The 24,694-nt window shown below is 42.4% G+C and carries 20 protein-coding genes; 9 read left to right on the top strand and 11 right to left on the bottom strand.

All coding sequences use genetic code 11. The features are described 5' to 3' along the window. Nucleotides 1–20 precede the first annotated feature (20 nt). A complete protein-coding gene (locus EHS15_RS01270) occupies nt 21–1,442 on the top strand; it encodes a COG3014 family protein (protein WP_246051843.1) in 1,422 nt (473 codons plus the stop codon). Between the two features lie 11 nt (nt 1,443–1,453). Here EHS15_RS01270 and ftsZ read toward each other — a convergent pair whose 3' ends face one another. From ftsZ to EHS15_RS01290, 4 genes are all read right to left on the bottom strand, one after another. After that, entirely contained in the window at nt 1,454–2,668 is a 1,215-nt protein-coding gene (gene ftsZ / locus EHS15_RS01275) for a cell division protein FtsZ (protein ID WP_135758724.1), read from the bottom strand. 9 nt (nt 2,669–2,677) lie between these two features. Next, the gene (gene ftsA / locus EHS15_RS01280) at nt 2,678–3,910 is read right to left on the bottom strand and encodes a cell division protein FtsA (RefSeq protein ID WP_135758725.1); all 1,233 of its coding nucleotides are present in this window, start codon (nt 3,908–3,910) and stop codon (nt 2,678–2,680) included. A 1-nt stretch (nt 3,911) separates the two neighbouring features. Continuing rightward, a complete protein-coding gene (locus EHS15_RS01285) occupies nt 3,912–4,601 on the bottom strand; it encodes a cell division protein FtsQ/DivIB (protein WP_246051844.1) in 690 nt (229 codons plus the stop codon). 182 nt (nt 4,602–4,783) lie between these two features. Further along, nucleotides 4,784–5,149, bottom strand: a complete 366-nt coding sequence (locus EHS15_RS01290) for an LIC_10421 family protein (RefSeq protein WP_135758727.1) — start codon at nt 5,147–5,149, stop codon at nt 4,784–4,786. A gap of 656 nt (nt 5,150–5,805) precedes the next feature. On the opposite strand from EHS15_RS01290, the gene EHS15_RS01295 reads away from it, so the two are divergent. Next, complete coding sequence (locus EHS15_RS01295; protein ID WP_135758728.1) at nt 5,806–6,219, top strand: LIC13259/LIC11441 family protein; 414 nt, start codon at nt 5,806–5,808, stop codon at nt 6,217–6,219. 18 nt (nt 6,220–6,237) lie between these two features. Beyond that, entirely contained in the window at nt 6,238–7,719 is a 1,482-nt protein-coding gene (locus EHS15_RS01300) for a potassium/proton antiporter (protein ID WP_135758729.1), read from the top strand. Nucleotides 7,720–7,756: 37 nt separating this feature from the next. Here the strand turns inward: EHS15_RS01300 and EHS15_RS01305 are convergent, their stop codons facing one another. The 3 genes from EHS15_RS01305 to EHS15_RS01315 are packed head-to-tail and all read right to left on the bottom strand — an operon-like array spanning nt 7,757 to nt 12,329. Continuing rightward, the gene (locus EHS15_RS01305; protein ID WP_135758730.1) at nt 7,757–9,457 is read right to left on the bottom strand and encodes a caspase family protein; all 1,701 of its coding nucleotides are present in this window, start codon (nt 9,455–9,457) and stop codon (nt 7,757–7,759) included. A gap of 60 nt (nt 9,458–9,517) precedes the next feature. Continuing rightward, nucleotides 9,518–10,795, bottom strand: coding sequence for a DUF1574 family protein (locus EHS15_RS01310; RefSeq protein WP_135758731.1), 1,278 nt, complete (start codon nt 10,793–10,795; stop codon nt 9,518–9,520). Further along, nucleotides 10,785–12,329, bottom strand: a complete 1,545-nt coding sequence (locus EHS15_RS01315) for an MBOAT family O-acyltransferase (RefSeq protein ID WP_135758732.1) — start codon at nt 12,327–12,329, stop codon at nt 10,785–10,787. Before EHS15_RS01315 ends, EHS15_RS01310 begins: the two co-directional genes overlap by 11 nt. A gap of 130 nt (nt 12,330–12,459) precedes the next feature. On the opposite strand from EHS15_RS01315, the gene EHS15_RS01320 reads away from it, so the two are divergent. From EHS15_RS01320 to EHS15_RS01340, 5 genes are read left to right on the top strand one after another with little or no spacing between them, the layout of a single operon-like run. Further along, a complete protein-coding gene (locus EHS15_RS01320; RefSeq protein WP_135758733.1) occupies nt 12,460–14,301 on the top strand; it encodes a RecQ family ATP-dependent DNA helicase in 1,842 nt (613 codons plus the stop codon). Nucleotides 14,302–14,351: 50 nt separating this feature from the next. Then, a complete protein-coding gene (locus tag EHS15_RS01325; RefSeq protein WP_135758734.1) occupies nt 14,352–15,602 on the top strand; it encodes an amidohydrolase family protein in 1,251 nt (416 codons plus the stop codon). Beyond that, nucleotides 15,586–17,670 carry a sensor domain-containing protein gene (locus EHS15_RS01330; RefSeq protein ID WP_135758735.1) on the top strand — a complete coding sequence of 695 codons (2,085 nt, stop codon included), beginning with the start codon at nt 15,586–15,588 and terminating at the stop codon, nt 17,668–17,670. Before EHS15_RS01325 ends, EHS15_RS01330 begins: the two co-directional genes overlap by 17 nt. Nucleotides 17,671–17,712: 42 nt before the next feature. Further along, nucleotides 17,713–20,115: a phenylalanine--tRNA ligase subunit beta gene (gene pheT, locus EHS15_RS01335; RefSeq protein WP_135758736.1), complete on the top strand. Its 2,403-nt coding sequence runs from the start codon at nt 17,713–17,715 to the stop codon at nt 20,113–20,115. Between the two features lie 46 nt (nt 20,116–20,161). Beyond that, the gene (locus EHS15_RS01340) at nt 20,162–22,153 is read left to right on the top strand and encodes a SpoIIE family protein phosphatase (RefSeq protein ID WP_135758737.1); all 1,992 of its coding nucleotides are present in this window, start codon (nt 20,162–20,164) and stop codon (nt 22,151–22,153) included. A 7-nt stretch (nt 22,154–22,160) separates the two neighbouring features. Here the strand turns inward: EHS15_RS01340 and EHS15_RS01345 are convergent, their stop codons facing one another. From EHS15_RS01345 to EHS15_RS01355, 3 genes are read right to left on the bottom strand one after another with little or no spacing between them, the layout of a single operon-like run. Beyond that, the gene (locus EHS15_RS01345) at nt 22,161–22,481 is read right to left on the bottom strand and encodes a hypothetical protein (RefSeq protein WP_135758738.1); all 321 of its coding nucleotides are present in this window, start codon (nt 22,479–22,481) and stop codon (nt 22,161–22,163) included. Continuing rightward, nucleotides 22,478–23,023, bottom strand: a complete 546-nt coding sequence (locus tag EHS15_RS01350) for an RNA polymerase sigma factor (protein WP_135758739.1) — start codon at nt 23,021–23,023, stop codon at nt 22,478–22,480. Before EHS15_RS01350 ends, EHS15_RS01345 begins: the two co-directional genes overlap by 4 nt. Then, complete coding sequence (locus EHS15_RS01355) at nt 23,020–23,544, bottom strand: Spy/CpxP family protein refolding chaperone (protein WP_135758740.1); 525 nt, start codon at nt 23,542–23,544, stop codon at nt 23,020–23,022. The genes EHS15_RS01350 and EHS15_RS01355 overlap by 4 nt, the downstream gene beginning before the upstream one ends. Before the next feature lie 109 nt (nt 23,545–23,653). On the opposite strand from EHS15_RS01355, the gene EHS15_RS01360 reads away from it, so the two are divergent. Beyond that, nucleotides 23,654–24,223 (top strand): gamma carbonic anhydrase family protein, encoded by a 570-nt coding sequence (locus tag EHS15_RS01360; RefSeq protein WP_135758741.1) that lies wholly within the window; start codon nt 23,654–23,656, stop codon nt 24,221–24,223. Nucleotides 24,224–24,294: 71 nt separating this feature from the next. Here EHS15_RS01360 and EHS15_RS01365 read toward each other — a convergent pair whose 3' ends face one another. Continuing rightward, complete coding sequence (locus EHS15_RS01365; RefSeq protein WP_135758742.1) at nt 24,295–24,687, bottom strand: response regulator; 393 nt, start codon at nt 24,685–24,687, stop codon at nt 24,295–24,297. Nucleotides 24,688–24,694: the final 7 nt, after the last annotated feature.

The following is a 24,694-nucleotide window of genomic DNA, read 5'->3' on the forward strand; positions in this document are numbered from 1 at the left end:
TTACTTTTAGGAGCAAAACTTTGTTTCCCAACCCTACAAAACTACTCGTAAGCATCAGCCTTCTACTTTTAGGCTGTGCTTCCGATTACAATAAAATCATCGAAGCGACGGAAACCGCCTACTATCGACAAGACTATAACAGCGCCATCCCTTCGATCCGAGCTTTGTATGAAGACTCCGCTTCCAAAGACAGACTTTTGTTTTTAATGGAAGCGGGAATGATCTTCCACTCCAAGGGAGATTACGAGACTGCGAACAAAGTCTTCAAAGAAGCGGAGGACATTTCCGAAAACATACGAACCAGCATCACAAAAGAAGGTTTAGCCTTTTTACTCTCCGACAACGAATCCAATTACACTGGTGAAGATTTCGAAAGAGTGATGATCAAATACTACATCGCATCCAACTATCTTATGCTAGGTGATTTAGAGAATGCGAAGATTTATTTCCGAAGACTCGATTTCGAATTGAAAGAAATGAGATTCACCACCGCACAATACCGCCAAAACAATGCGGCTCGCCTCATCGACGCCTATGTTTCCGAAAAACTTGGCCGCTACAACGACTCCAGAGTTCAGTACAAAAACATGGAACAGTTGATCGCAAACAGCCCTACCGTCATGAGCGATCGTTATGTGCTTGCCGTCAAAGAAGGTGATTCCAGAGACCAAGGAAAATATGCGAAAGGCGCCGGTTTTGTCCAAGCATACAACCGTTCGATGCAAAGAACTGATGTGAAATCGGACAATCTGTCCGAAGTCGTCATCATTCACGAAGCAGGCAAATCTGCGATCAAAGAATCCAGAGGAAAACTCTTGGAGGATGAATACTTCGCACTGGCTCTCCGAGGAGCCATCGAGATCGCCATACGAACAGAAGGTGCAGGTGCCTCGGTATCCGGTGTTCTTGCCACTCTCAGCACTGCGGAAAATCCTATCCCTATCTATAAAGAAAGAGATCCTTCCGGAAGCAGAAAACGTCATTTTTACATCAACGATGTGGATGTGGGAACTGCGGAAATCATGAACAATTATTCCGAAACTGCGATTAAAAACTTCAACGACAACTACAAAGCACTCATCACCAAGAACCTAACATCTCTTGCTGTGAAGATCGTAGCTGCTGTAATTGCTTCTGAAGCTGCTGCGAAAGCGATCGAATCCAGTATGGGAAGAAAAGAGAAAGACGATTTGGTTTCCAGTTTGGTGAGAATGGCAGCAGGTGCAGCCGCAGGACTTGCGACGGCACAAACCATCGGACCAGACTTACGTTGTTGGAGAACCATTCCTTCCAACTTCCAAGTGAAAAGAATCTTCTTAGCACCGGGAGAATATTCCTTCGCAATGGAATCCGATTCCAATACGATTTCAAACGCTCCTTCCTCTATCACTGTGGAAGAGGGAAAGTCCCTCTACCTCAGCATTCGTTCCTACTCCAACTAACTTTACTTGAACTAATCCGCCTTTCTTCTGAGAAAGGCGGGAATGTCGTAATCTTCTCCGAAGTTTTGGTATGGAGAATTTTGCGATTGTTTGCCGGTTCCGAAATTTCTATTCCCGTTTCCGGAAGATCTGAAATTTCGATTCGTTTCCGTTTGAGAATTCATCTGCGGTTTTTCTCTGTCTTCCGGTTTGCGGATGTATACCATCGGAGAAACTGTCTCCTCCGCTCCCACCGCTTTCGATTCTTTCATTGTGTTTCTATGAAATCCTCTTTTTTGGAATCCAGTAGCGATGACTGTAACTCTGATTTTATCTTCCAGATTTTTATCTTCATTGAGACCGATGATGATGTTGGCGTCAGGATCCGCTTGAGCAGTGATGATTTGAGAAACTTCGTTCCATTCATGAATGGTCAAATCACTTCCCCCAGTCACGTTGATCAAAAGGGATTTTGCGCCTTGGATGGAAGAATCTTCCAAGAGAGAATTATTGATCGCCTGTTCTACCGCTTCGACGACTCTGGTTTCCCCTCTTCCTTCCCCTACTCCTAAAATAGCGTCTCCCGTATCTTTCATGATGGTTTTTACATCCGCAAAATCCACGTTGATGATTCCAGGATGATTTACGATATCGCTGATCCCTCGAACACCGTTTAACAATATATCATCGATTACACTGAAGGCCTGGTCGACCGGAGTCGTTTTATCCACCACTTGAAAGATGGAATCGTTTCGAATCGTGATAAGAGTATCTACGTTCGCTCTCAATTGATCTACGCCTTGTTTGGCGAGATCGGCTCTTCTTTTTCCTTCGAAAGAAAAAGGAACAGTGACAACTCCCACAACCAAACATTTCAATTCTCTGGCGATCGCTGCGATCACTGGAGCGGCACCCGTTCCTGTTCCGCCACCCATACCTGCAGTGATGAAAACCATATCCGCACCTTTGAGCGCTGCGACGATGCGGTCTTTATCTTCCAAAGCCGCTTTTTGGCCTAGATCGGGATCTCCTCCGGCGCCCATACCGCGGGTGACTTTGGTTCCCAATTGAATTTTATGTTCTATAGGAGATTTTAATAATACTTGTTCGTCGGTGTTCATCACAAGAAAGTCGACACCTTTCATTTGGGAATGAATCATTCGGGTTACCGCATTCATTCCGCCTCCGCCGACACCGACTACTTTAATGATGGCAGGGCTTGTTTTTTCTTCTTCCAAATATAACATAGACTTTCCTTAGAGATTATTCTCCATCCAACGACGAACCTTTTTGACCCAACTGTCTTGCTCGGAACCGGAACGTATATTTCTCTGTTCCAAGTTCTGTAATTTTGAAGCATATTTGATGAGACCGACTGCGGTAGCATATTCAGGAGAGGAGATTTTATCCACAAGCCCGCTGAGTCCTGCTGGTTTCGCTCTTCCTACGGACAGTCGGAACACTTCCTCTGCCAAAGTATCGATCCCGTAAAGAAGAGAAGTTCCTCCCGTAAGAATCACTCCTCCAGCTAACGCAGATTTGTATCCTGAGCGGATCAATTCATGATCGATCATTTCTAAAATTTCGCGAACTCTAGGTTCCATAATCTCCACCAACTCTTGGCGGAAAACGGATCTGGCATTTCTTCCTGAAATAGCGGGGATTTCGATTTTTTCGGTAGGATCGATTTGATCCACCCTTGTATGCCCGTATCTTTTTTTGAGGATCTCTGCCGTTTCGATCGTTGTTTTAAGACCGATGGAAAGATCACTTGTGATATGAAATCCCCCGAAAGGAACGACGGAAGAAAAAGCGATCCCCCCGTCCACATAAACGATGATGTCGCAGATCCCGGAACCGATGTCTACAACTGCGGTCCCCAAATCTTTTTCTCCCGAAGTCAGAACCGCTTCGGAAGAAGCGAGAGAAGATAAAACACGATCCAACTGCATCAAACCGGATTGTTCCACGCAACGATCGATATTGTTCAAAGCGGTAGAGCCGCAGGATACGATATGAACCTCGGCTTCTAACCTAACACCGGTCATACCGATCGGATCTTTGATATTCACCTGATCGTCCACTTTAAACTCTTTGGTAAGAACATGAATGACTTGTTGATCGTTGGGAACATGAACGGATTGAGCCGCTTCCACAACCCTCATAATGTCCATTTCCGTAACGATCCTTTCCCGGTTGGTGACTGCGATGATTCCTTTTTCGTTGAAACCATGTACAGACTTTCCGGAAACATTCACTACTACGGCGCCTATCTCCTGGCCGGCCATTAGTTCCGCATCTCCGAAAGCTTCTACGATCGATTTGGTTGTGGTTTCTATATTAACAATGGAACCGTTTTTGATTCCGCTGGAAGGATAAGATCCAGTACCTATAATTTCAATTTCATATTCGTTGATCAGTCGTCCAATCACGACTTTCACAAGAGAAGAGCCTAAATCCAAAGCGGTTACTATCGGTGCTTCTTCCATATCAGTGATAGACTGCGTCTTCTCCTCTTAAATCGATGATGGAAGCGGAAATATTTTCGGTTTCCAAATAGGCAAGAGAGGCGTATAACTTACGCATACGAAATAAATCCAATTTATCTCCCAAAAAAACTTTTGCGCGGAAAGGGGATTTGAGATAAACGACTATGTCTCCGTCCTGTTCCAAACTCACTTCGGAAATTCTGGTTTTGAGTGCAGGATAAGCGGAAACCGTTTGTCGCATTTCTTTTGTTACATCTTCAATTTGAGTGCCCAATATCTGATGGGAGGATACAGGAAAATTTCCGGAAATGACGATGAGGTTATCCGCCAAAACTTGGTTTTGCGAAATGATGTCCCTTTTTTCGTCTATTTCGTATAACATATCTCCTACGTGCACTACAAACTCAGCGACTTTCTCCTGTAAGGTGATAACTAAAAACCCTTCTCTATCTCTGCTCACCCTGACTTTTCGAATTCGGGTGTGAGTGATTAATTTTTTCTCCCAATCCTTCCATTCCAATTTTTCAGGATCGAACTGTTCCGGATTCACATCCAAAAACTGCATCAGATCCGCAGGTTTGAGCACTACCAATCCTTCAAACACCAGCTTCTGTACCGGCTTAGGAGTCTTGGCCCAATGGAAGATAAGAACTAAGGCGATCAGCCCGGAGACAAATAAAGCCGCCGGCACGATGTACCTTCGATTTGGTCTTTTTTCAGTGTTTTCCGGGCTTATGTCAACCATATATTGATTATGTCACATAGCTAGGTTAAGAAAGGCAGGGGGAGGATGTCGATTGGTAAAAACTGCGAGTACAAAAAAAGGCCAGACTGATGTCTGGCCTTCCGCTACAAATCAAGTTGGATCTTGATTTAGTTGCTAGCGACTTGTTTTCCTTCTGCCGCTAAACCCATAGATACGTTTTTGTATTTTTGAGCTTCTTTTTCAAGAGCCTCTGCTCTGCGGATTAACTCTTTTTTCTCGTTGTTTTGAGCGACGATTTTGCCACCACGAGTCACATTTGCTCTCTCACGAAGAGCTTGTGCGAGTTCAGTTTTCTCTTTTGCTACGCTAGCAAGGTATTCTGAAACGGCAGATTTTTGAGCAGGTGTAGATGCTTGTTCGATCATAGCAGCTTCCAAAAGCTCGATTCTTTCGTTTGTGTCCAGTGCATAGAGATTAGCAGTTGCTAATCCTAGTCCTAAAATCCCTACAGCGATTGTTTTTTTTAGTTTCATGGTTTTTACTCCTCTCTAGAGTTTGGAACCCTCTTTGTGGTTCCTTTCTTTTATCTTTATGACTCTATTACACGAACAAAAGGATTAAATTCAATCGAAAATTATTGAAAATTTTCCCAATCCAGGCTCCAAACGGGAAAAAAACGCAAAAAATGCAGAAATTTAATCTATTTTTGATTAAATTTAATCTTAAGAGACATAAAGGATCAAATTTTCCCACAAACTAACTCTTGAAATTTCAAAATGATCCTGAAAACTAGTCAGTCTAATATCTAAATGTGGACCAAAACGCTCATTCTGGTTTTGACAGCGTATCTTGTTTTCCCCCCTTCCAGCGGGTCAGAACGACAAGGAAGATCCTCTCATGCCCAAGTTTTAGTTTATGATTCCTTTCCTTGCCTTTGGGCGAATTTTGCAGGGGTAGAAGTCCCTATAGCGAAGAAAGCTCAGTGTGGTACCTCCCACATCGCAGACGATTTCACAGGAAAAGGCGGGATTTTTTTCTTTTCCACCCTACTTTCTCCTGCAGCTCCCTGCTCTATACTCAATTTTTCGTTTTATCAACCCTTAAAGACGATCCGACTTCTGACCTAAAATCCTAAGTAGATTTCTTTCCCTTTAGAAACTTACTTACAGCTATTTTAGGAGATTATAAAATGCGCAGTTTATTTACATATATCGTTGCTTCTTCCGTGATCGGTGCTCCCGTTGAGGAAAAATTATTGGAAAGACTTCACCAATTTCAAAAAAACCTAAGTTCCACCCAAGGTCCTGTGAACACAACAGGGATCGTGGATTTAGTGAAAAGGCTGGAGACAAGTGCTTTGGAATCCAAAGTGCTTGTGGCTAAAATATTAGTATTTGCTGAAGAACTGGAGAAAGAAACAGGGAGAGAGTCGCAGGAACGGCTCTATTCCTCCATCTCCTCCATTTTAAAAGACAGAGCCCCTCATTTCAGATTCCATGTGCTCACTTGCCCGGTGACAAAAAAAACTTGGATTGCCAAGGGAGAAACAGGTGTTAATCCTTATCTTCTCGGTGCGGAAATAAAGGCTCACCAATTAAGTTAAACATTAAAGAGAGACTGGATGGAATTTGAACTCAATATTTTCGCACTGTCTTCGCTCATCATCATCAGCATAGGTTTGCTGAGGGTGTCAACGAAGTTCGGTGTGCCTTCCCTAATCATCTTTCTTACCATCGGAATGCTCGCAGGTTCCGATGGTATTTTAGGAATTCCTTTTACGGATGCGGATCTGGCCCAGAAAGTCGGTTCCATTGCGCTCGCATTCATTTTGTTTTCGGGCGGTTTGGAAACAGACTGGTCCAAGGTGCGTCCCATTCTCTGGAAAGGAATCTCCCTAGGAACGATCGGAGTGCTTCTCACCTGTCTGATCGTAGGAAGTTTCACTGTTTACGTTTTGAAATTCCCTCCTGTCGTAGGTTTTTTGCTAGGTGCCATTGTCTCGTCTACGGATGCTGCAGCGGTTTTCAACGTTTTGCGAACAAACAAAACGGGGATGAAAAAAGAACTCACTTCCTTGCTCGAATTCGAATCTGGAAGTAACGATCCTTTGGCGGTTCTACTCACGACCACTATTTTAGGATTTGTGGGAAGCACCTCTCCTAATATGATAGATATCGCCAAAGAAATCGGTCAGCAGTTTTCATTAGGAATCATTCTGGGAGTCGTTTTCGGTTATCTGATCTATAGAGGGATGAACCGAATCAAATTGGACTACGAAGGATTGTATCCAGTTCTTCTTTCCGCTTCGATCCTATTCGTTTACTCCGCCACCCAATTGGTAGGAGGAAACCCCTTCCTTGCGGTTTATATCGCAGGTATGGTGCTGGGAAACAGATCCTTCGTGCACAAACGAAGTAACGTGCGTTTTATGGATGGAATCGCTTGGTTGATGCAGATCATCATGTTCCTTACCTTGGGACTTCTAGTGTTTCCTTCGAAAATACCCGCTGTGATCGGAATTGGAATCGCATTCTCAGTATTCATCATGGTTGTTGCCAGACCTGTGGCAGTGTTTCTCACACTCTTAGGTACGAAAATTCCTTGGAAAGAGAAGGCTTTGATCTCCTGGGTAGGACTCAGAGGAGCCGCTCCGATCATCCTGGCCACATTCCCTTTTGCGAAGCAGCTGCCCGAATCGGAGATGATTTTCAATTTGGTATTCTTCACCGTAATCACCTCACTTGTGTTACAAGGATCAACCATTCCGATCGTAGTTCGATTTTTGGGTCTGGAAACTTCCTTGGAACAAAGAGCGTCTTATCCTTTCGAATTCGAAAACAAAGAACAAAGCGGAACCCAACTTTTGGAATTCATCGTTCCATACGGTTCCTCTTCTGTAGGCAAATTCGTTTACGAATTGGATTTTCCGGAAAACTCTCTCATCACTTTGATCTATAGGGGAGATTCACATATTGTCCCTACGGGTAAAACGATGATGGAAGACGGAGATGTGCTTTTGGTATTGACTCCGAACGGAGCCGAAAAAGAGATACAGACGATATTGTCTAAGATGAAAGCCCCTTCCCCCGCTGCCGTATCTTAGGCGGCAGTGGGTTCAGAAGCGAAAGTCCTGAGTTGTATTAATACTTGGTTTTAGTGTAACTCAACTTTTTATTGAGGATGATCTCCACTTTGGTGACTTCTCCCGAAGTCACTACGATCTCAGCATTTTCCAATTTCATTTCTTCCATGAAGCTGGCTCTGATTTCATATTTACCCGGTTTCAAGTTTGTGAACCAGAAGTATCCGTCTTTATCGGTAGTTACCTTAAAGATTTGGTTGGTAGATACCACAGTAGGCATATAGATCGGATGTTTTTCGATCGGATTGTCCAAAGTTTTGAAGAAAACTCTTCCTTGGATCGCACCATATCCGTCCATAGAGTTGATCGTATCCAAAGTAGTGGTCTGCTTTGGAATTACCGCAGCTGCCGTTTTATAAATCGGATAGTTATCTGCTCTAATTTCAATTTGGTGAACACCTGCAGGAAGTTTATCGATACGAATATTGTAAATATCGCCTTGAACTAAAGTTCCCATCTTAGTGATGGAGCCCCAAATTTTGGATTTTTCCGTAGTGATTTTGGAAGTATATTCCTGATCATCCACCAATACTTTGATCTTTCGGATCGTATCTTCCGGTGTGGACTTGGAAGATAACAGTTTCCCTTGTTTCTCCAAAAGACTGTAAGGCGACTTAGATGCGGAACCACCGTACGTTTTGTCTTTGATGATTGTCGTTTTGATGAGAATGTCTCCCGTTGTGACCGAAGGCACTACAGGAGGTTCCGTTTCCGTAATCGGAGGAATGACCACAGTCGTAGGATTCGAAGGAACCGGTTCAGGATCCGGAGGAACTACGATCGTAGAAGGATTGTTTGGTGTAGGAGGAACAATCGGCTGATTGATAACGATGTTCGGCGGAGGAGGCGGAGGAGTGACTGGCGCCGGTTTTCCAGTAAGGATGATCCCCGCTGCATTTCCTGACACTTGAGGAGTCTGCTCGTGATTGAATTTTTTGGCCATCTTTACTGTTTCTTCTTTAGCAACGAAGAAAGCTTCCAATGCGGTGACAACTGAGTCGTTGTTTAGATCCGCCTTTTCCAAAGCATTTCCGAAGTTGTAAGTAAAGATACCGTGATTGATGGTTCCTCCGACTTCGATCGAAGTTTGGTTGTCATCGGAAGAAGATATGATGGCTTTATCTTGGAAATAATAGTCGTCCGCATTTTGACGCACAACTCCGTCATTCCCTTGAGCAATCGGAATCTCTGCGGCACCTTTCGTATTTTTTCCTTTTTTCGAAATCCCTCCCGAATAACAGCAGTCAAGTACGAACACCGTCTTTGTGGATTTAATTGCGGAAAGAAACTCGTTCAATTCCTCATCGGAAATATGAGGTCGATCGTAACAAATCAAATGGTTACGTGTTCCGTTCTTTGTTTTAGGGTCGGGAGTTGTCATCCCATGGCCGGAAAAATAAAGAAAAACGGAATCTTCTTTGCCGACTTGTTTTCCCAAAGCGGAGATTGCGTTTTTTACATTATCCCGAGTTACCATCTTACCGAGTAGCACTTGGATATCTTTAAAATTACCTTTCTTTTGGATTTTATCCTTTAGGAAAGTGGCATCTGCTTCACAGAGCTCAAGCTCAGGAATTTTGGCAGTATTGCCTTTGTAGTTGGTTCCGATAAACAATGCGTATCGGTTTTGTCCAAATACGGGAACAGTCAATAAACACCCTAAAATTAGGGAGGAAAGAATGTTTCGAAAAGAAAACATGAATGAAATTCCTCTCAGTTGAGTTTTAAGTGTTATATCTTTCACCTATGAAAACGGAAATCAATTGGATTTTTCCTTTTTTTGCAAAAAACGAAAGACCTCGGGAAGCACGATTTCATGGAATTCCCCATTGATACGGGATTCTCCTCTACAGTCGTAATGAATATTATCAACAAACATTTGGGAAGGATAACCGGACTCGGGAAAGAAAAACACTCCTACATCCTGGTTTTTGGCAAAAAATTTCTTCAATTCACCTAACTTATATTGAACTTCAGGAGTTTTTTCCCTTTCCGCAATCCAAGGCATGTACACGAAACCGAAAACGATCTCTTTGCTTCTAGCGTATGTGATTAGATCTTCCAGAACTTGATAGTCCGGTTTTTCCCAAGAAGAAGGATCCGTATTCACGATTTCTTTAGATGCATCCTCTTTGAATTTTTCTCTGGCGAATAGAACCAGTTCCGGTTTCAAACGATTGGAAATATTATATTTACCGAGATGTCTTTCAATTTGATCCTGAATGATGAGATTGTCTTCCTTTTGAGAAGAAGGAGGAACGCACAAACCGGCTTCCACATTCTCGCATTTCTCACATAACTTCGATTTTTCGAGATAATTAGGGGAAACTTTCCAATGAGTGGCACTGAGAGCGTTTCGAACGGCTCCATGAAACCTGTAGGATTCGTAAAGAAGGGGAATCGCTTTTGTGACGATGAAAATCCTTTCCACTCCTTCGTATTGTTCCCAAAGTTCGGAAATGGAAAATTGATGCAGATATCTATGTCCGAAAAATTCCCAAAGGATTTGATCGAAATCATCCTGTTTGCCGCTGTAGCTGATTATATTTTCCTTTTTGGGAGATTGGAAAATATTTTTTTCCCAGCCTTCGTTCCATCTTCTTTTCAGATAGTCCGCCAAAGATTCGTTCGTATTTACTACTTTTCCGCTAGGATCATACAAAGGAGGGCCGTAACCGGAAGAATACAATTTCGGTGAACCGGCAAATAAGATCATTTTAGGTTTCACATTTCCCTTTCGGATGTACTTATCCAAAAAGAAACGATAGTACTTCGGTCCCATCGCAGGAAGACTGTGATTGTAAACGGAATATTCTCCTTCCGTTTTTTTGGAATAACCTTCCAGTGCCATAGAGCGGGAGTCTCCGATGATGACTATGTCCGCATTTCCCTTCCCTGATTCGACATATCGTTTCTTCAGGTTTACGAAAAAAATCTCAGGCTGTTCGAAATAATAAACATCAGTGATTCGAACAACTAATTCTAATAAGGCGAAAAAGGAAAGTGCCAGTAATATTCCGATAAACTTAGAACGCAAAGTAGATTACCTCTTTTCCAAAGATCCCTTTGGTCAAAATCAAAAAGCCGACGAATATGAATACCGCAGCCTGAATCCAATAATGGTATTTATATATCCAGTATCTGTCGTTTTTAAAATAGGTGAACGCATCCAAAATAAAAAGAGGAAGAGTGATTTTAAACACTTCTTGAAAGAGAGGCCATGCATCTTTCACTCCGTTGGCCGGCGAAACGTTCCAATCCCAGAAATAAATCAACTTTTGGTAATATAACAACATCATACTTCCGTCGTAACTTCGGAAGGCCACCCCGCTCATCGCTACCAGAAAATAAATGAACATTCTGGATGTGGTACCTGTCAAAAAACGAAGAGGGGTGATTTTGGCAGGTTCCGTCGATTCCCCCTCTTTCGCTTTTTTAGGAGCGAAAAAAGCCAAATAAATGACAGTGTAAATCCCCTGTAAAGTTCCCCAAGTCACGAAAGTCCAATTGGCTCCGTGCCAAAATCCGGACACCACGAAAATGACGAACAGGTTGCGTAGTTGTTTGATCTTCCCGAATCTGCTTCCGCCCAATGAAATATAAATGTAGTCCCTAAACCATCTATTGAGAGTTACGTGCCATCTGTTCCAAAACTCGATGGGGTTTCTGGAAAATTCGGGAGTTTCGAAGTTCACAGTAAGTGTCACACCTAACAAACGAGAGGTTCCCAAAGCGATAAAGGAGTATCCTGCAAAGTCGCAATATACCTGCATAAGTAAAGCGAGACAGGCAACGAATACCTGGCTTCCATCTACGGTTGTTATGATTTCCGGATTGGAAAGATACACTCCTTTCCCCGCCAAAAATACCTGATCGATGAATATCGCCAAATTGTCCGCAACATAGACCTTCATGAAATATCCCAGAAGGATATCCCATGCCGCTAACTGCACTCCTTCCAGAGTGGGAAATTTCGGTTTCTTTAACTGAGGAAGAAGATCGACGGCGCGTTCGATAGGCCCTGCCACCAACTGAGGAAAATAATTTACGAACAGTGCGAAATCGAAAAAGTCTCTTTCCGCTTTGATTTGTCCACGATAGACATCGATCGTATAGGACATGGTTTGGAAGGTATAAAAACTGATTCCTACGGGAAGAACGAAGTTTTGCAAAACAAAGATGGAACTGGCACTGAGAGTGGACCCTCCCCAGATTGCCACCAAACCGTTATAAGACGAGATGAAGCTGGATGTGAAAAAGTCGAAGTACTTCATCGTAAAGAGAAGTCCCAGATTGGCGATTACGGAGAAGGCTAGAAAAAGTCTTCTGCTGATAAGAGTCTTTGATTTTTCGATTCCTATGGCTGCAAAATAATCTATGAATGTGCTCGTAAAGATAAGAGTGAGAAAGAACCATTCCCACCAGCCGTAGAAAAAATAAGATGCAAATAGAAGCCAAAGATTTTGACCTCGAAGCGCCCATTTGTGTTTTCCCGCCAGAAGACCGAATGCCAGAAACACCGCATAAACTGCCAGAAAGAAGACTAAGAATACGAATGTATTAAAGAGCATGAATTTTTATTACAGTTTTCGAATCTGTTTTATATGTAAAAGTGAAAAACGTAGATAGAAACGGATTAAATCCCCTTATTGTATGTTTAGGTATTGACCTGTAATCGATTGCCTGTATCTTCATCCTTGTTTGGATCTTTTACCTCTTCTTAAATCTCAATTCGGTTTCTCCGGCTTTCGTTCCGGGCAAAGGGAAGCGATCGAATCCGTTCTTTCCGGAAAAGACACTCTTGCCATCCTTCCTACGGGTGCCGGCAAATCGTTGATCTATCAATTTCCCGCCAGCCTCCAGAAAGACAAACTAACTCTGGTTATTTCTCCTCTTATCGCCTTAATGAAAGATCAAACGGAAAGCCTTCTCGCCAAAGGAATCCCTGCTGCGTTCTGTAATTCCACTTTGGACGAGTTGGAGCAGATGAAAATTCTTTCCGATGCGGTAAAGGGCAATTTGAAAGTCCTTTTGGTATCTCCCGAAAGAGCCTTGTCTCCCGGCTTTTTTAAAATATTCAAAGAGATGAATCTATTCGCTTTGGTCGTAGACGAAGCTCATTGTGTTTCTCAATGGGGACACGACTTCCGCCCCGAATACCGCCAAATCCATCTTTTGCGGGAAAGACATCCTCGTCCCCAGTTTCCCGTTTTGGCTCTGACTGCCACCGCTACGATGAAAGTGAGAATCGATGTGCAGGCAGCTTTGGGGATGCGGTCTCCTAACGTAATTTTATCCACATTCTTTCGTCCCAATTTAAAATTCTCTGTGGAATACCCTTCCACGGAAAGAGACAAAGCGGATCGGCTTCTGGAACTATTGGAACCTTGGAAAGAAAATAGAAAATTCGCAGGCCGCACCATCGTTTACTGTGCCACTAGAAAAAAGACGGACGAAGTGTTCGAACTTCTCAAAGATTTCGGTTTCTCCGTAGGCAAATATCATGCTGGGAGAACGGACGGGATCAGGGAAAGAACACAAAACGCATATTCTACGGGAAAAGTTCCTGTCCTTGTGGCAACGAATGCTTTCGGAATGGGAATGGATCAGCCTGATGTTCGTTTGGTGATTCACTACCAGGTTCCCTCCTCCTTAGAAGCCTATTACCAAGAAGCGGGAAGAGCGGGGAGAGACAATGAACCTGCTTCCTGTGTATTGTTTTATAAAAATGCGGATGTGGCGACTCAAGCGTTCATGTTGTCCAAAGAAACTAATTTTAAGGGAGGAGATACTCTCTTAAAACACATCAAAGAATATGCGAACAAGGAAGAATGCAGACAGGTTCAACTTTGCGCTTATTTCGGAGAAGAGATCAAATCTTGCGGAACATGCGATATTTGTCTGCAATCCGGCAGCTCTGCGGACAGAGAAAAATTCATCCGCACAGAAGAAGCCAAGTTGAGGAAAAAAGAAGAAAAAAGAAATTATGACTTCGATGAATCCGAAGAAAGTTCCATCCTGCAATTTCTTTCCCAGTTTCCTGCTACTTTCGGAAAAAATCTGATCGCAAAAACATTAGCGGGAAAACTTACGAAAGACGTTCTTCGTTACCGCTTGGAAAGAAATCCTTTCCATGGACAACTGAAACAAATTCCGGAAGAAGCGATTGTTGCAAAATTGGAATTTTGGGTGGAGAACAAAAAGGTTTTGGTTTCAGGAAACAAATATCCTAAATTGTATCTTTCCGGAAGCTCTCCCGTAAAACGAAAATTAGGTTCCGATTCGAGCGAAGGGCAAACGAAAGTAAAAAAGCCACCCACTCTCAATTCTCAAATCCTGAGAGAACTCATGAACTACAGAGACAGAAAGTCCCGCCAGCTCAAATGGAAAAAATTTATGGTCTTTCAAAATCCCGTCCTGAAACGAATCGCAGAGAGAAAACCGTCCACTCTTGGGGAATTGGAGGCAACCAAAGGGGTTGGTCCTGCCAAAGTGGAAAGATTCGGAAATGAAATCTTGGAGATCCTCCAAAAGTTCCAATAGGGTTGCCTGGAAATACGGTCCATAAAATCTATCGTTAAGGCATAGATTGTATGGGAAAAATTTCAGGAAGAATCATCACTCACGAAAAAGAATTTTTAGGAACGATCGAATTCGACTCAAGTTCCGGTTTGATCACAAATGTGAGTGAATCCATAGAATCCGATTCCAGAAAATTTTCAGAAGACTGCATCATTTTTCCCGGGTTTGGCGACATTCACATTCACGCAAGAGAAGATGTGAGCGGAAAACATTGTTATAAGGAAGATTTTATCTCTGCGGGAAAAGCGGCAGTGGGCGGTGCCGTCCTTCATGTGGCAGATATGCCGAACAATCCTGTTCCTCCCATAGACGATTCCAGTTACGATTCTAAAAACGCACTCACTAAGAAGTCCGCCATCCATATCACTTTGTATGCGGGCATCGGACCGAATACGAAACCTCTTTCCAAAAAAGTTCCCTACAAAGTGTTTATGGGTCCTTCCATCGGGGAACTTTTTTTCGAAGACAATGCCGGTTTGGAAAATGTGATTCGGCATTATAAAGGGCAAGATGTAAGTTTTCACTGCGAAGATCCCGAAATATTAACAGCTAACAAAGAGAAGCCGACTCACGAAGAAAGAAGACCGAAAGAAGCCGAAACCTTAGCCACCGACTTCGCACTTTCTCTTATCGAAAAATACGAATTAAAAGGAAAACTCTGTCATTATTCCACAAAAGACGGTCTGCAAAAGATCATCGCCGCAAAAAAAAGAGGAATCAATGTTAGTTGTGAAGTGACTCCTACCCATTTGATGTTCGATACGGACATGTTGACAGAAACAAATCATAAGTGGTTTCAGATGAATCCTCCTTTAAGAGGAAGAGAAGACAGAGAAGCGATGGTGAAAGGGATTTTAGACGGGCACATCGATTTTCTAGCAACGGATCATGCGCCTCACAGCATCGAAGAGAAATTAAAAGGAACCAGTGGGATTTCACAATTGGATACTTACGGTCTTTTCGTAACTTACATGATTCTAAAATTAGGAATTCCGCTACAAACGATTGCGAAAATTTGCGCAAAAAACCCGGGAGATTTCGTAAAACCTTATTTACCGGAGAAATACGGCAAAGGATTCGGTGAAATTAACAAAGGTTATGCGGCAAATTTTTCCATTCTCAATTTAAAAAAACCTTTTGTCTTTCAGAAAAGTATGATAAAAAGTAAATCCGGTTGGTCCCCCTTTGAAGGATTCGAATTTCCTGGATCGATCGAAGCGGTTTATTTTTTAGGCGAAGAATTGAATGCGGAAAGAATCTGACATAACATCGAATGAATTAGGAAGTTCGCTTTATCCCATACTCTCCCAATTTCCGAACAGCTTTCAGATCTTCAATTGGGACGGAGATTTCATTTCCGTTACCGAACGTTTCGCACGCTTTTTAGGATATTCTCCTTCCGAACTCAGTGGTAAAAACCTTTTGGACTTCGTGCATCCTGACGATCACGAACAATCCACCAATTCTCTTCACGATTTGAAAGAGAAAAAAACGATCATCAGCTTCGAGAACAGATTGGTCACCAAATCAGGTGAAGATGTGTGGATCATGTGGCTTGCCATTCCTTTGAACGAATCCAGAGTGATTTTGGCAATCGATAGAGACATTACCATCCAGAAAGATATTTCTTTTGAATTCATCCTGCAGCAGCAAAAATACAAATCGATATTCGACAATCTTCCTATGGGCATCGCAATCACAGACTCCAAAGGAAAAATCATAGAAACCAACAGAACCGCCAGGCAATATTTCGACATTCAAGACGGAGAAACATTAAACAGGTCTCTCAACCTGCGAAAATACACTCTCATCCAGCCGAACGGAAGCAAAATCTATCCTAGAAAATCCAGTTTGATGAAAGCACTTCGTTACAAAGAAGTGATTCGCAATATGGAACTGGGAATGATCAAACAAAACAAAATCACTTGGTTCGAAATCTTAGCAACTCCCATTCCACTGGATAACTTTGGTTTGGCGGTCGCATTCGTGGATATCACCCAAAGGAAACAAGCGGAAGATAAAATCGCCTATATGGCGTTTTTCGATCAACTCACCAATCTTCCAAACCGTAACTCTCTCATAGACAAATTGTTCCCTATCTTCGAAGAGGCAAGAAGGCACGGCAACTTGGTAGGAATTCTCGCAATCGACTTGGACAATTTCAAGTTCATCAACGATTCCAGAGGCCACGAGTTCGGAGATAAAATCATCAAACTGGTCGCTTATCGCATCCGAGAAAGCATTCGAGTTTACGATTTGATTTCCAGACAAGGAGGGGACGAATTCAATGTGGTTCTCCCCGACTTAACCAACGAAAGAGATGCCGCAATCGTAAGCGAAAGCATTTTGGATGCGATGACTCATCCTTTCATTTTGGATAACGAAAAAATCTTCGTAAACATCTCCATCGGAATCGCAATTTATCCTACGGACGGAAAAGACTCGAACACTCTTTTGAAAAATGCGGACAGTGCTCTCAACCTTGCCAAACAACAAGGAAAAAGCTGTTATACTTTTTTTACGGAAGAGTTACAAACATTAGTCGCAGAACGTCTCGAAATCGAAAACAGAATGAGGGTGGCCCTCATTGAAAACCAATTCACTCTGCATTTCCAACCTAAGATCGATTTGGTGAGCCTCAAACCGGTAGGAGTGGAAGCACTCATTCGTTGGAAACATCCCGACAGAGGACTCATCTCTCCCGATATATTCATTCCCATCTCGGAAGAAACAGGGATGATCCTTGCCATAGGAGAATGGGTCATCAAAACTGCGATCCAAACGCTACGTCATTGGAGAGAAGCGGGAATTCACAACATTTCCATGGCAGTCAATATCTCTACCAAACAGTTCAAACACGAAAGACTCATCTCTACGATCGCCGAAAACCTAAGACTCTTCCGAGTCGATCCTAAAGATCTGGAAATAGAGATCACTGAAAGTTCTCTTATGGAGAACACGGACGCAGCTGTTCGCACTATGCAGGAAATCAGAAAACTGGGTTCCACAATCGCCATCGACGATTTCGGTACAGGTTACAGTTCTCTGGGTTATCTCCGTAGACTCCCCATTTCCTCTTTAAAAATCGACCGTTCTTTCGTTTCCGAAATCGCTACTGATAAAGATTCCGACACGATCATCCATGCGGTTGCGAACCTAGCACATAACCTTGGTTTGAGTGTTGTGGCGGAAGGAGCAGAAACCAAAGAACAAGTGGAGCAGCTTTCCAAAAGCGGGATCGATATGATCCAGGGATATTATTTCTCCAAACCCCTTTCTTCCGAGGATTGTCTTAAATTTCTCAAGGAGGGGCTGGGAATTTCCGATTGACCCCTTTTTTAACCCGACATTTCCTACAATTAAGGAAACCGCTTGAAACTTTCACTAAACTGGCTAAACGACTTTCTTCCGTTACACTCTGTTCCTTTGGAATCGGTGATCGAAAAAATCAACACTTCGATCTGCGAGATCGATGACATAGAAGAATTCCAGCATCACCTAAACTCCGTTATTACTGCAAAAATCACTTTTATCGAGAAACACCCTAATGCGGAAAAGCTCCAAGTCACGAAATGTACGGATGGCAAAAACACGCACCAAATCGTGACAGGTGCCACGAATGTGAATGTGGGAGACATCGTTCCTCTCGCACTTCCGGGAACAAAACTGGATGGAAAAGAAATCCAAGCCTCCGAACTCAGAGGAGTGCCTTCTGCAGGAATGTACTGTTCCGAAAAAGAATTGGGATTGGCTCTTTCTTCTTCGGGAGTGATGATTCTTCCCGCTTCGACCGAACTTGGAATTTCCATCCGCAAGCATCTGCATTGGGAAGATACCATTCTCACCATCGACAATAAATCCATCACTCATAGACCCGATCTATGGAGCCATTTCGGTTTTGCCCGAGAACTTTCCTCTCAATTGAATCTTCCTCTAAGTTTCGAACCTCTCAAAACGGAAGAAAACTTCAAAGAAGGAAACAACGGAATCTCGGTTGTTTCGAATGACAATGCACATGCCTACTACGTTACTTCCATTCCAGGAGTGAAGATTGCCCCTTCTCTTCCTAAGTTCAAATCCAGATTGGAAAAATGCGGGATTCGTTCCATCAACAACGTTGTGGATGTATCCAACTATCTTCTATTGGAAGTGGGACAACCGACTCATTTCTTCGATCAATCGAAGTTAGTTTCCAAAGAATTCAAAGTCGACTTTGCGAAACAAAAAGAAAGTTTTCCTCTGTTAGATGATTCTTCTCCGGAACTGACGGATGAAACCCTTTTGATTCGTAACGGAAAAGATCCGGTTGCGATCGCAGGAGTGATGGGAGGAAAAGAAAGCGCAGTGAACGATTCCACAACCGACCTAGTGATGGAATCTGCGGTTTTCAAAAGAGAAAATGTACGTAAATCGATCCGTAAAACGGGAATCCGTTCCGAATCCGCGGTTCGATACGAAAAAGGGCTCGATTCCCACACCTGTCTCCCTGTCATTAAACGAGCATTACATCTACTCAGAGAGAATGGAGTGGAAGGAGCTTCTGCCTTTCAACCGCAAGGTTTCAATCATACCTCTTCCAAAAAAGAAATCATTCAAACAAGCCTTTCCTTTTTAGTCAAAAAATTGGGAAAACAAATCAGCTTCTCCGAAGTGAAATCCATTTTAGAAAAATTAGGTTTTACTGTCGCAAGTAAAGACGAAGAAAACTTAGAAGTGGAAGTTCCTAAGTTCCGCCACAACTACGATGTCACCATTCCGGAAGACTTGGTGGAAGAAATCGGAAGAACCATCGGTTATGCATCCATCTCCACTCTTCCTCTTTCCTTGGCGGTGGAAACTCCGATCAGAAATCCTCTCAGAGAATTGGAAAGAAGAGTGAAAGCTTTTTTCTCTGCGAACCTTTCCTTTCATGAAGTGTACAATTATTCTTTCTCTTCTCTTTCCGATTCCGGAATCGAAGGCGCGAAAGAAAATACGATTTTGGCGATTGCGAACGAAATGCCCGAAGAACATTCCGTTATGCGGGCAAGTTTGTTTCCCGGCCTTATCAAACAGGCTGCCTCCAACCAAGATAGATTCGACACCGTGAATCTTTTCGAATTGGGAAGAACGTATCACAAGGAAGGGAAAAAGGAAGAACTTGCTTCCGAAAAAAGATGGATGGGTTTCATCAGTCTTTCCGGTGCAAAACCTAACGACTTATATGCGATCGATTCGGAACTTTCCGAATTACGCCAAAAGATCTCCGAACTTTTCTCCGTTTTAAATCTCAAAGGAGGAGAGTGGAAAAAGGAAGGTCATGTTTATCTACATCCGAACGCTTCTCTTTCCTACGTTTTAGAAAGCGAAACGATCGTGGAATTCGGAATCCTGCATCAGAGATTCGCCGATCAATTCGATCTCAAAAAACGAGCGTTTGTCGGGAAAATCGATATGCTTAAACTTTCGGAAGTTTGGGAAAAATGGGGAAGAAAAGCCCATTTCAAAATTCCTTCTTCTTTCCCGCAAGGCCAGTTGGATCTTTCCATTTTACTCCGAGAAGAAGAACCGACCGAAAAATATCTTTCTTTAGTGCAAGGTCTGAAGATTCCTGAGATGGATTCTTCCTGGGTTCACACTATTTTCCGAGGAGAAAGTTTGGGAGAAGGCAAAAAGTCTGTCACTTACAGATTCAAACTTATGTCTTATGACAAAACTTTCACTCAAGAGAGATTCAAAGAACTTTCCGACGAGCTAGTCAAACTGGCGAAAGATTCGGGATTCCAACTCAGATAAAATGTTTTTGACAAAGCCTCTTTGATGATTTCAATCAATGAGGCTTATGCGCTGCCTCGCTTTTCTTGTATTTTTCTGTTTGGTTCCGGTTTCCTGTTCCAAACTACAGATTCAAAAATACATGAAAGAGGACAGCTTTACTCCGACTAAAATCAGTTATACGAAAGGGGATTTTTCCCCTGCGGAACTCAAATCCCTTCTTTTCGGTACAACTTCCCAACTCCCTTTCACTGTCGTTTCCAAAAACAATATCAGTTTGGGGTTTCAATCGAAACCGGTTTGGCTTCGTTTGGAAGCAGTGAACCAAACGAACTCGCATAAAATTCTTTTGGATCTGGGAAACGCCCATCTGGATCATGTTACCGTTTACGAAACGAACAAAGAACTCCCTGTAAAAACGGGAGGAGATTTTATTCCTCATTCACAGTGGGATGCTTTTTCCAAAACGATCGCATTCGAGCTGGATTGGCCGATCGGAGAAACCAAAACCTTTTATATAAAAACGGAAACTTCATCAAATATAAGTTATTCGGTTCGATTCTTTTCCAAAGAAACGTTCTATCTGAAGGAGAATATAGAAAACACCACTTTGGGTTTTTTCTACGGAACCATCTTTATCATGGTGCTGTACAATCTTTTCATTTATTTCATTCTGAAAGACAAAGCCTACATCCTGTATTCTCTAGCCATCTTTTGTAATCTAATCCTGCAGATGTATTTGAACGGAATCTTAAATCAATTCATCACCATCGATCACCCTGAGATTCACAACCGTGTGGGGAGTGTCATCGTTTGTTTTGCAGTCGTTTTCGGATGGAGGTTTGCACAACAAACTCTAAATACGAAAGTGATCAATCCCTATTGGCATTTGATCATTCGAGGTTTTATTGTAGTTACGTTGTTTTATCTTTTCGTTTTACTTCAATTTTTACCTCTTCCTATTTTAATTCGTGTCGGAAATTTTTTAGCACAATTATTCGTTTTTTCCGTATTTACAGTCGCACTCTTCAATTACAATGCAGGAAACAGACAGGCTCGTCTTTTTTTATTAGGTTGGAGCACTTTATTATTCGGAATTTTACTCTACACTTTGATGCAAAACGGACTTTTGCCTGCGAATTTGATTACGATCTATTCCAATCAAATCGGCTCCACCTTGGAAGCGGGGATTCTTTCTTTGGCTTTAGCGAGTAAAATCAATCAATTGAAAGATGAAAAATCGAAGGCCCAGTCGGAAGCTCTTTCGACTTTAGAAGACAAAGTCAGAGAAAGAACCAAAAACCTGGACGCATCCTTAAACAGCATTCGAAAAGATCTGAGTGTTGCGAAAAGGATCCAACAAACTTTTTTTTCCCAAATCAAAGCCGAAGATCCAAGAATCAAATTCGATTCCTTTTATCAGTCCATGAACGAAGTAGGAGGAGACTTCTACGATTTAGCGCAAGTGAATCCCGACTACTATCGAATCTTCATTGCGGATGCAACCGGCCATGGAATCCAAGCGGCACTCATCACTATGGCGATCAAAGCGGAATACGAATCTTTAAAGATTATGTACGATCATCCTAATGATTTGATCTTTCATCTAAATCAAATTTTCATTAACAAATATAACAAAGTACAGACGATTTTTACCTGTGCCGTCTGCGATATAGATTTGAAGAAAAGAAAACTACACTTCGCCTCGGCAGGTCATCCGGATCAAATTCACATTCGTGCGGGAGAAAAAAAGATTCTGCCTCGTACGGGAAGAATCATAGGAATGGCAGATCACACGGAATACCGTTCCATCGAACATTTTTTGGAAGAAGGAGATCGAATTTATCTCTTCACGGACGGAATCTTCGAGCAGTTCAACGAATCGAGAGAGATTTTCGGAGAAAAAAAAGTTTACGAAATTTTGCAGGATATCGAAAAACATCCATTTGACGACAGCATCAGCCACTTAGTGAAGGAACTGAACAAATTTACGAATTTCAAAACCGATCAGGATGATATCACTCTGATCGGATGCGAAATCGAATCGTTCGGAAATTGATTTATTTTTACCTGGATCCGAAGGAAGTGAGGATCAAGGAATCGGTTTCGTTCCAAATAAATTCGGATTCTTCCGGAGCGGAAACCTCTTCCGCAGAGATGGTGCCTCTGTAGTTCGGAGTTTCGGAATTGAAACTCCAAAATTCGGAGACGCTGAAAATGAAAAAGACGACGGCAGCTGCAACATAATACCAAACCGCATGGTTCGAAGCCTTAGGCTGGGAACTGGCGGCCTTCAGTACATGGATGGCCGTACGTTTGGAAAAATCAGGATCTTGTATCAAACGATCAATCACTTGATCTAATTGTGACTTTGATTCTTCTTTCATAAATCCTGCTCCTGTTCTTTTTGATTCTTATTCATTATTTTTGCAAGCATTTCACGACCTCTTGCCAGCCGTGACTTTACCGTTCCCAAAGACACTCCTAGTTTCTCCGCAATCATTTCCAATTTATATCCCGCCAGTCGATAGGCTGTTGTTTGTCGATAAGGTTCGGGCAATTCGTCTACACTGACTCTCACCCATTTTTCTGTTTTTTCTTTTCCCGAAAGAGTTTCCTCTTCTTCGAGAAAGTTTGCCGCTTCTATGTCCGAAAAATCATCCGAGAAATGGAAAGGAAGACTCCCTTCTTTTTTACGAGCTCTCCATACGTTTCGACATTGGTTGCGCGCCACCACATACAACCATCTGTGTAAAGAATCCCCTTCCAAACAAGGTTTGTCTTTAAACGCCAGATAGTATTTTAAATAAGTTTCCTGAACAACATCTTCCACGAAAGAGGATAAATCCGCAGGAAGATTTTTTTGAATGGACCGCAAAACAGTGATTTTGCTGTTTTCGATCGCCCGAACCAAATCGTTTTCTGTCATAATTTAGGGGGAGGACATTCAAAACGATCGGATGGGAACCCCTTTTTAGGTTTTATTTGATCCATTCTTTTTTTATGAAGTGCTTTTAAATTCGTTCTTTGTTCTTTCGTCAACTGGGATTCAAACTCAAGTCTGCCTTGGATTTGGATCATCCTCAATTCCAATTGAATGTTGCTAATCTCCTGGAGTTTGGATCTAACGGAGGACAGCTCCACTTTTTCGGACTCTAAAATATTCCTCAAATCCTCATGAAGAGAAGGCATTCGCTCCATGTTTTCCTTGAGAAGTATTTCTCTTTTGTCCAAAGAAGTTTTGATTTTATCTTTCTGCTCTTTAGTTAACTTCAATTCGGTGGAAAGTTTTTCGAATTCTTTTCCCTCCGGATCGGGAAAAGGAAAGATAATTCCGATAGGCCCCATCATCATCGGTCCTGTAGGAGGGGGTGGAGGATCCGCTTTCAAACCCATGTAGGTGCACATGGTTAGAAGCAACATTCCTGTTTTTATGGGGATTTCTTTCATTTTTTCTCCTTTTATAAATTGAACGTTCTGAAAATAAAAAAGGTTCCCTTTTATTTTAAAAAACGGAGCTATGATTTGTATAAATGAAAGATCCAGGATGCAGATCCCTATGAACTTAGAAATCCCTCAATTTTCCTCCCCTTTTCTTCATCCTCAATCTACCAGTTTTGGAATGACTCGATTCGGAAGTTCCGTTTCCCTTTGGCCGGGAGCTGTGGTACGTGCGGATATGAACGAAATCAAATTGGGAGACTATGTAAACATCCAGGACAATTCCACTTTGCACACGGACTCCCGTTCTCCCATTTCCATTGGAGATTGGAGCCTTGTAGGTCATAACGTAATGATCCACGGTTGTTCGATCGGAAGAGGAGTTTTGGTAGGAATCGGTTCGATCGTTTTGGATAAAGCGGAGATAGGAGACGGCTGTCAAATTGCCGCCGGGTGTCTCATCCGAGGCGGTAAAAAAATTCCTCCTAGGTCTCTTGTGGTGCCAAAAAACGGAGACATTCAAATCTACGAAGGGAAAGCCAAACCGGAGTTAACCGTTGCAGGATGTATCGAATATGCTCATTTAGCAGTTCGATTCCAGAAAGGAATTTTCGGCCCTTTTACGGAAGAGGAAGAAACTCATTTTATAAAACAAGCCAAAGACATCATTTCCAAATTGGGAATATAAGGGAACGATCGATTCATATCTGAATCGAATTGAAATCGAACGGTTTCGAATCGCAGAAAACTAAAACCGATTTAGATAGCGACTAAACTTAGCTCTTGCAAAGACAAAGCTCTTGCGATTCTGGACATTAAACTGAGTTTGGTGATCGGTTTCATCATAAAAGAGGAAACGGAGATTTGGTGGATCTGTTCCAATTTTTTAGTGCAGTCCACTTTATCCAAAGCTGTGAGAATGATGACGGGGGTATCTCCTATATGAGGACCGGCTCCTTCTAAAAAAGTAAATCCGTCCATTTCGGGCATCATCACATCGGAGATGATCAAGTCGAAAGTTTCCCTACGAACGATTTCGGAAGCGACAATTCCGTTGTTCACATACTTGATGGAAAGATCGAACCGACGCAAACTATGTCGAATGATATCTGCCGAAAATTCATCGTCGTCAACCAGAAGGATTTTATACATGTCGATC

Origin of the sequence: Leptospira idonii (assembly GCF_004770995.1) — a bacterium.
Taxonomy (GTDB): domain Bacteria; phylum Spirochaetota; class Leptospiria; order Leptospirales; family Leptospiraceae; genus Leptospira_A; species Leptospira_A idonii.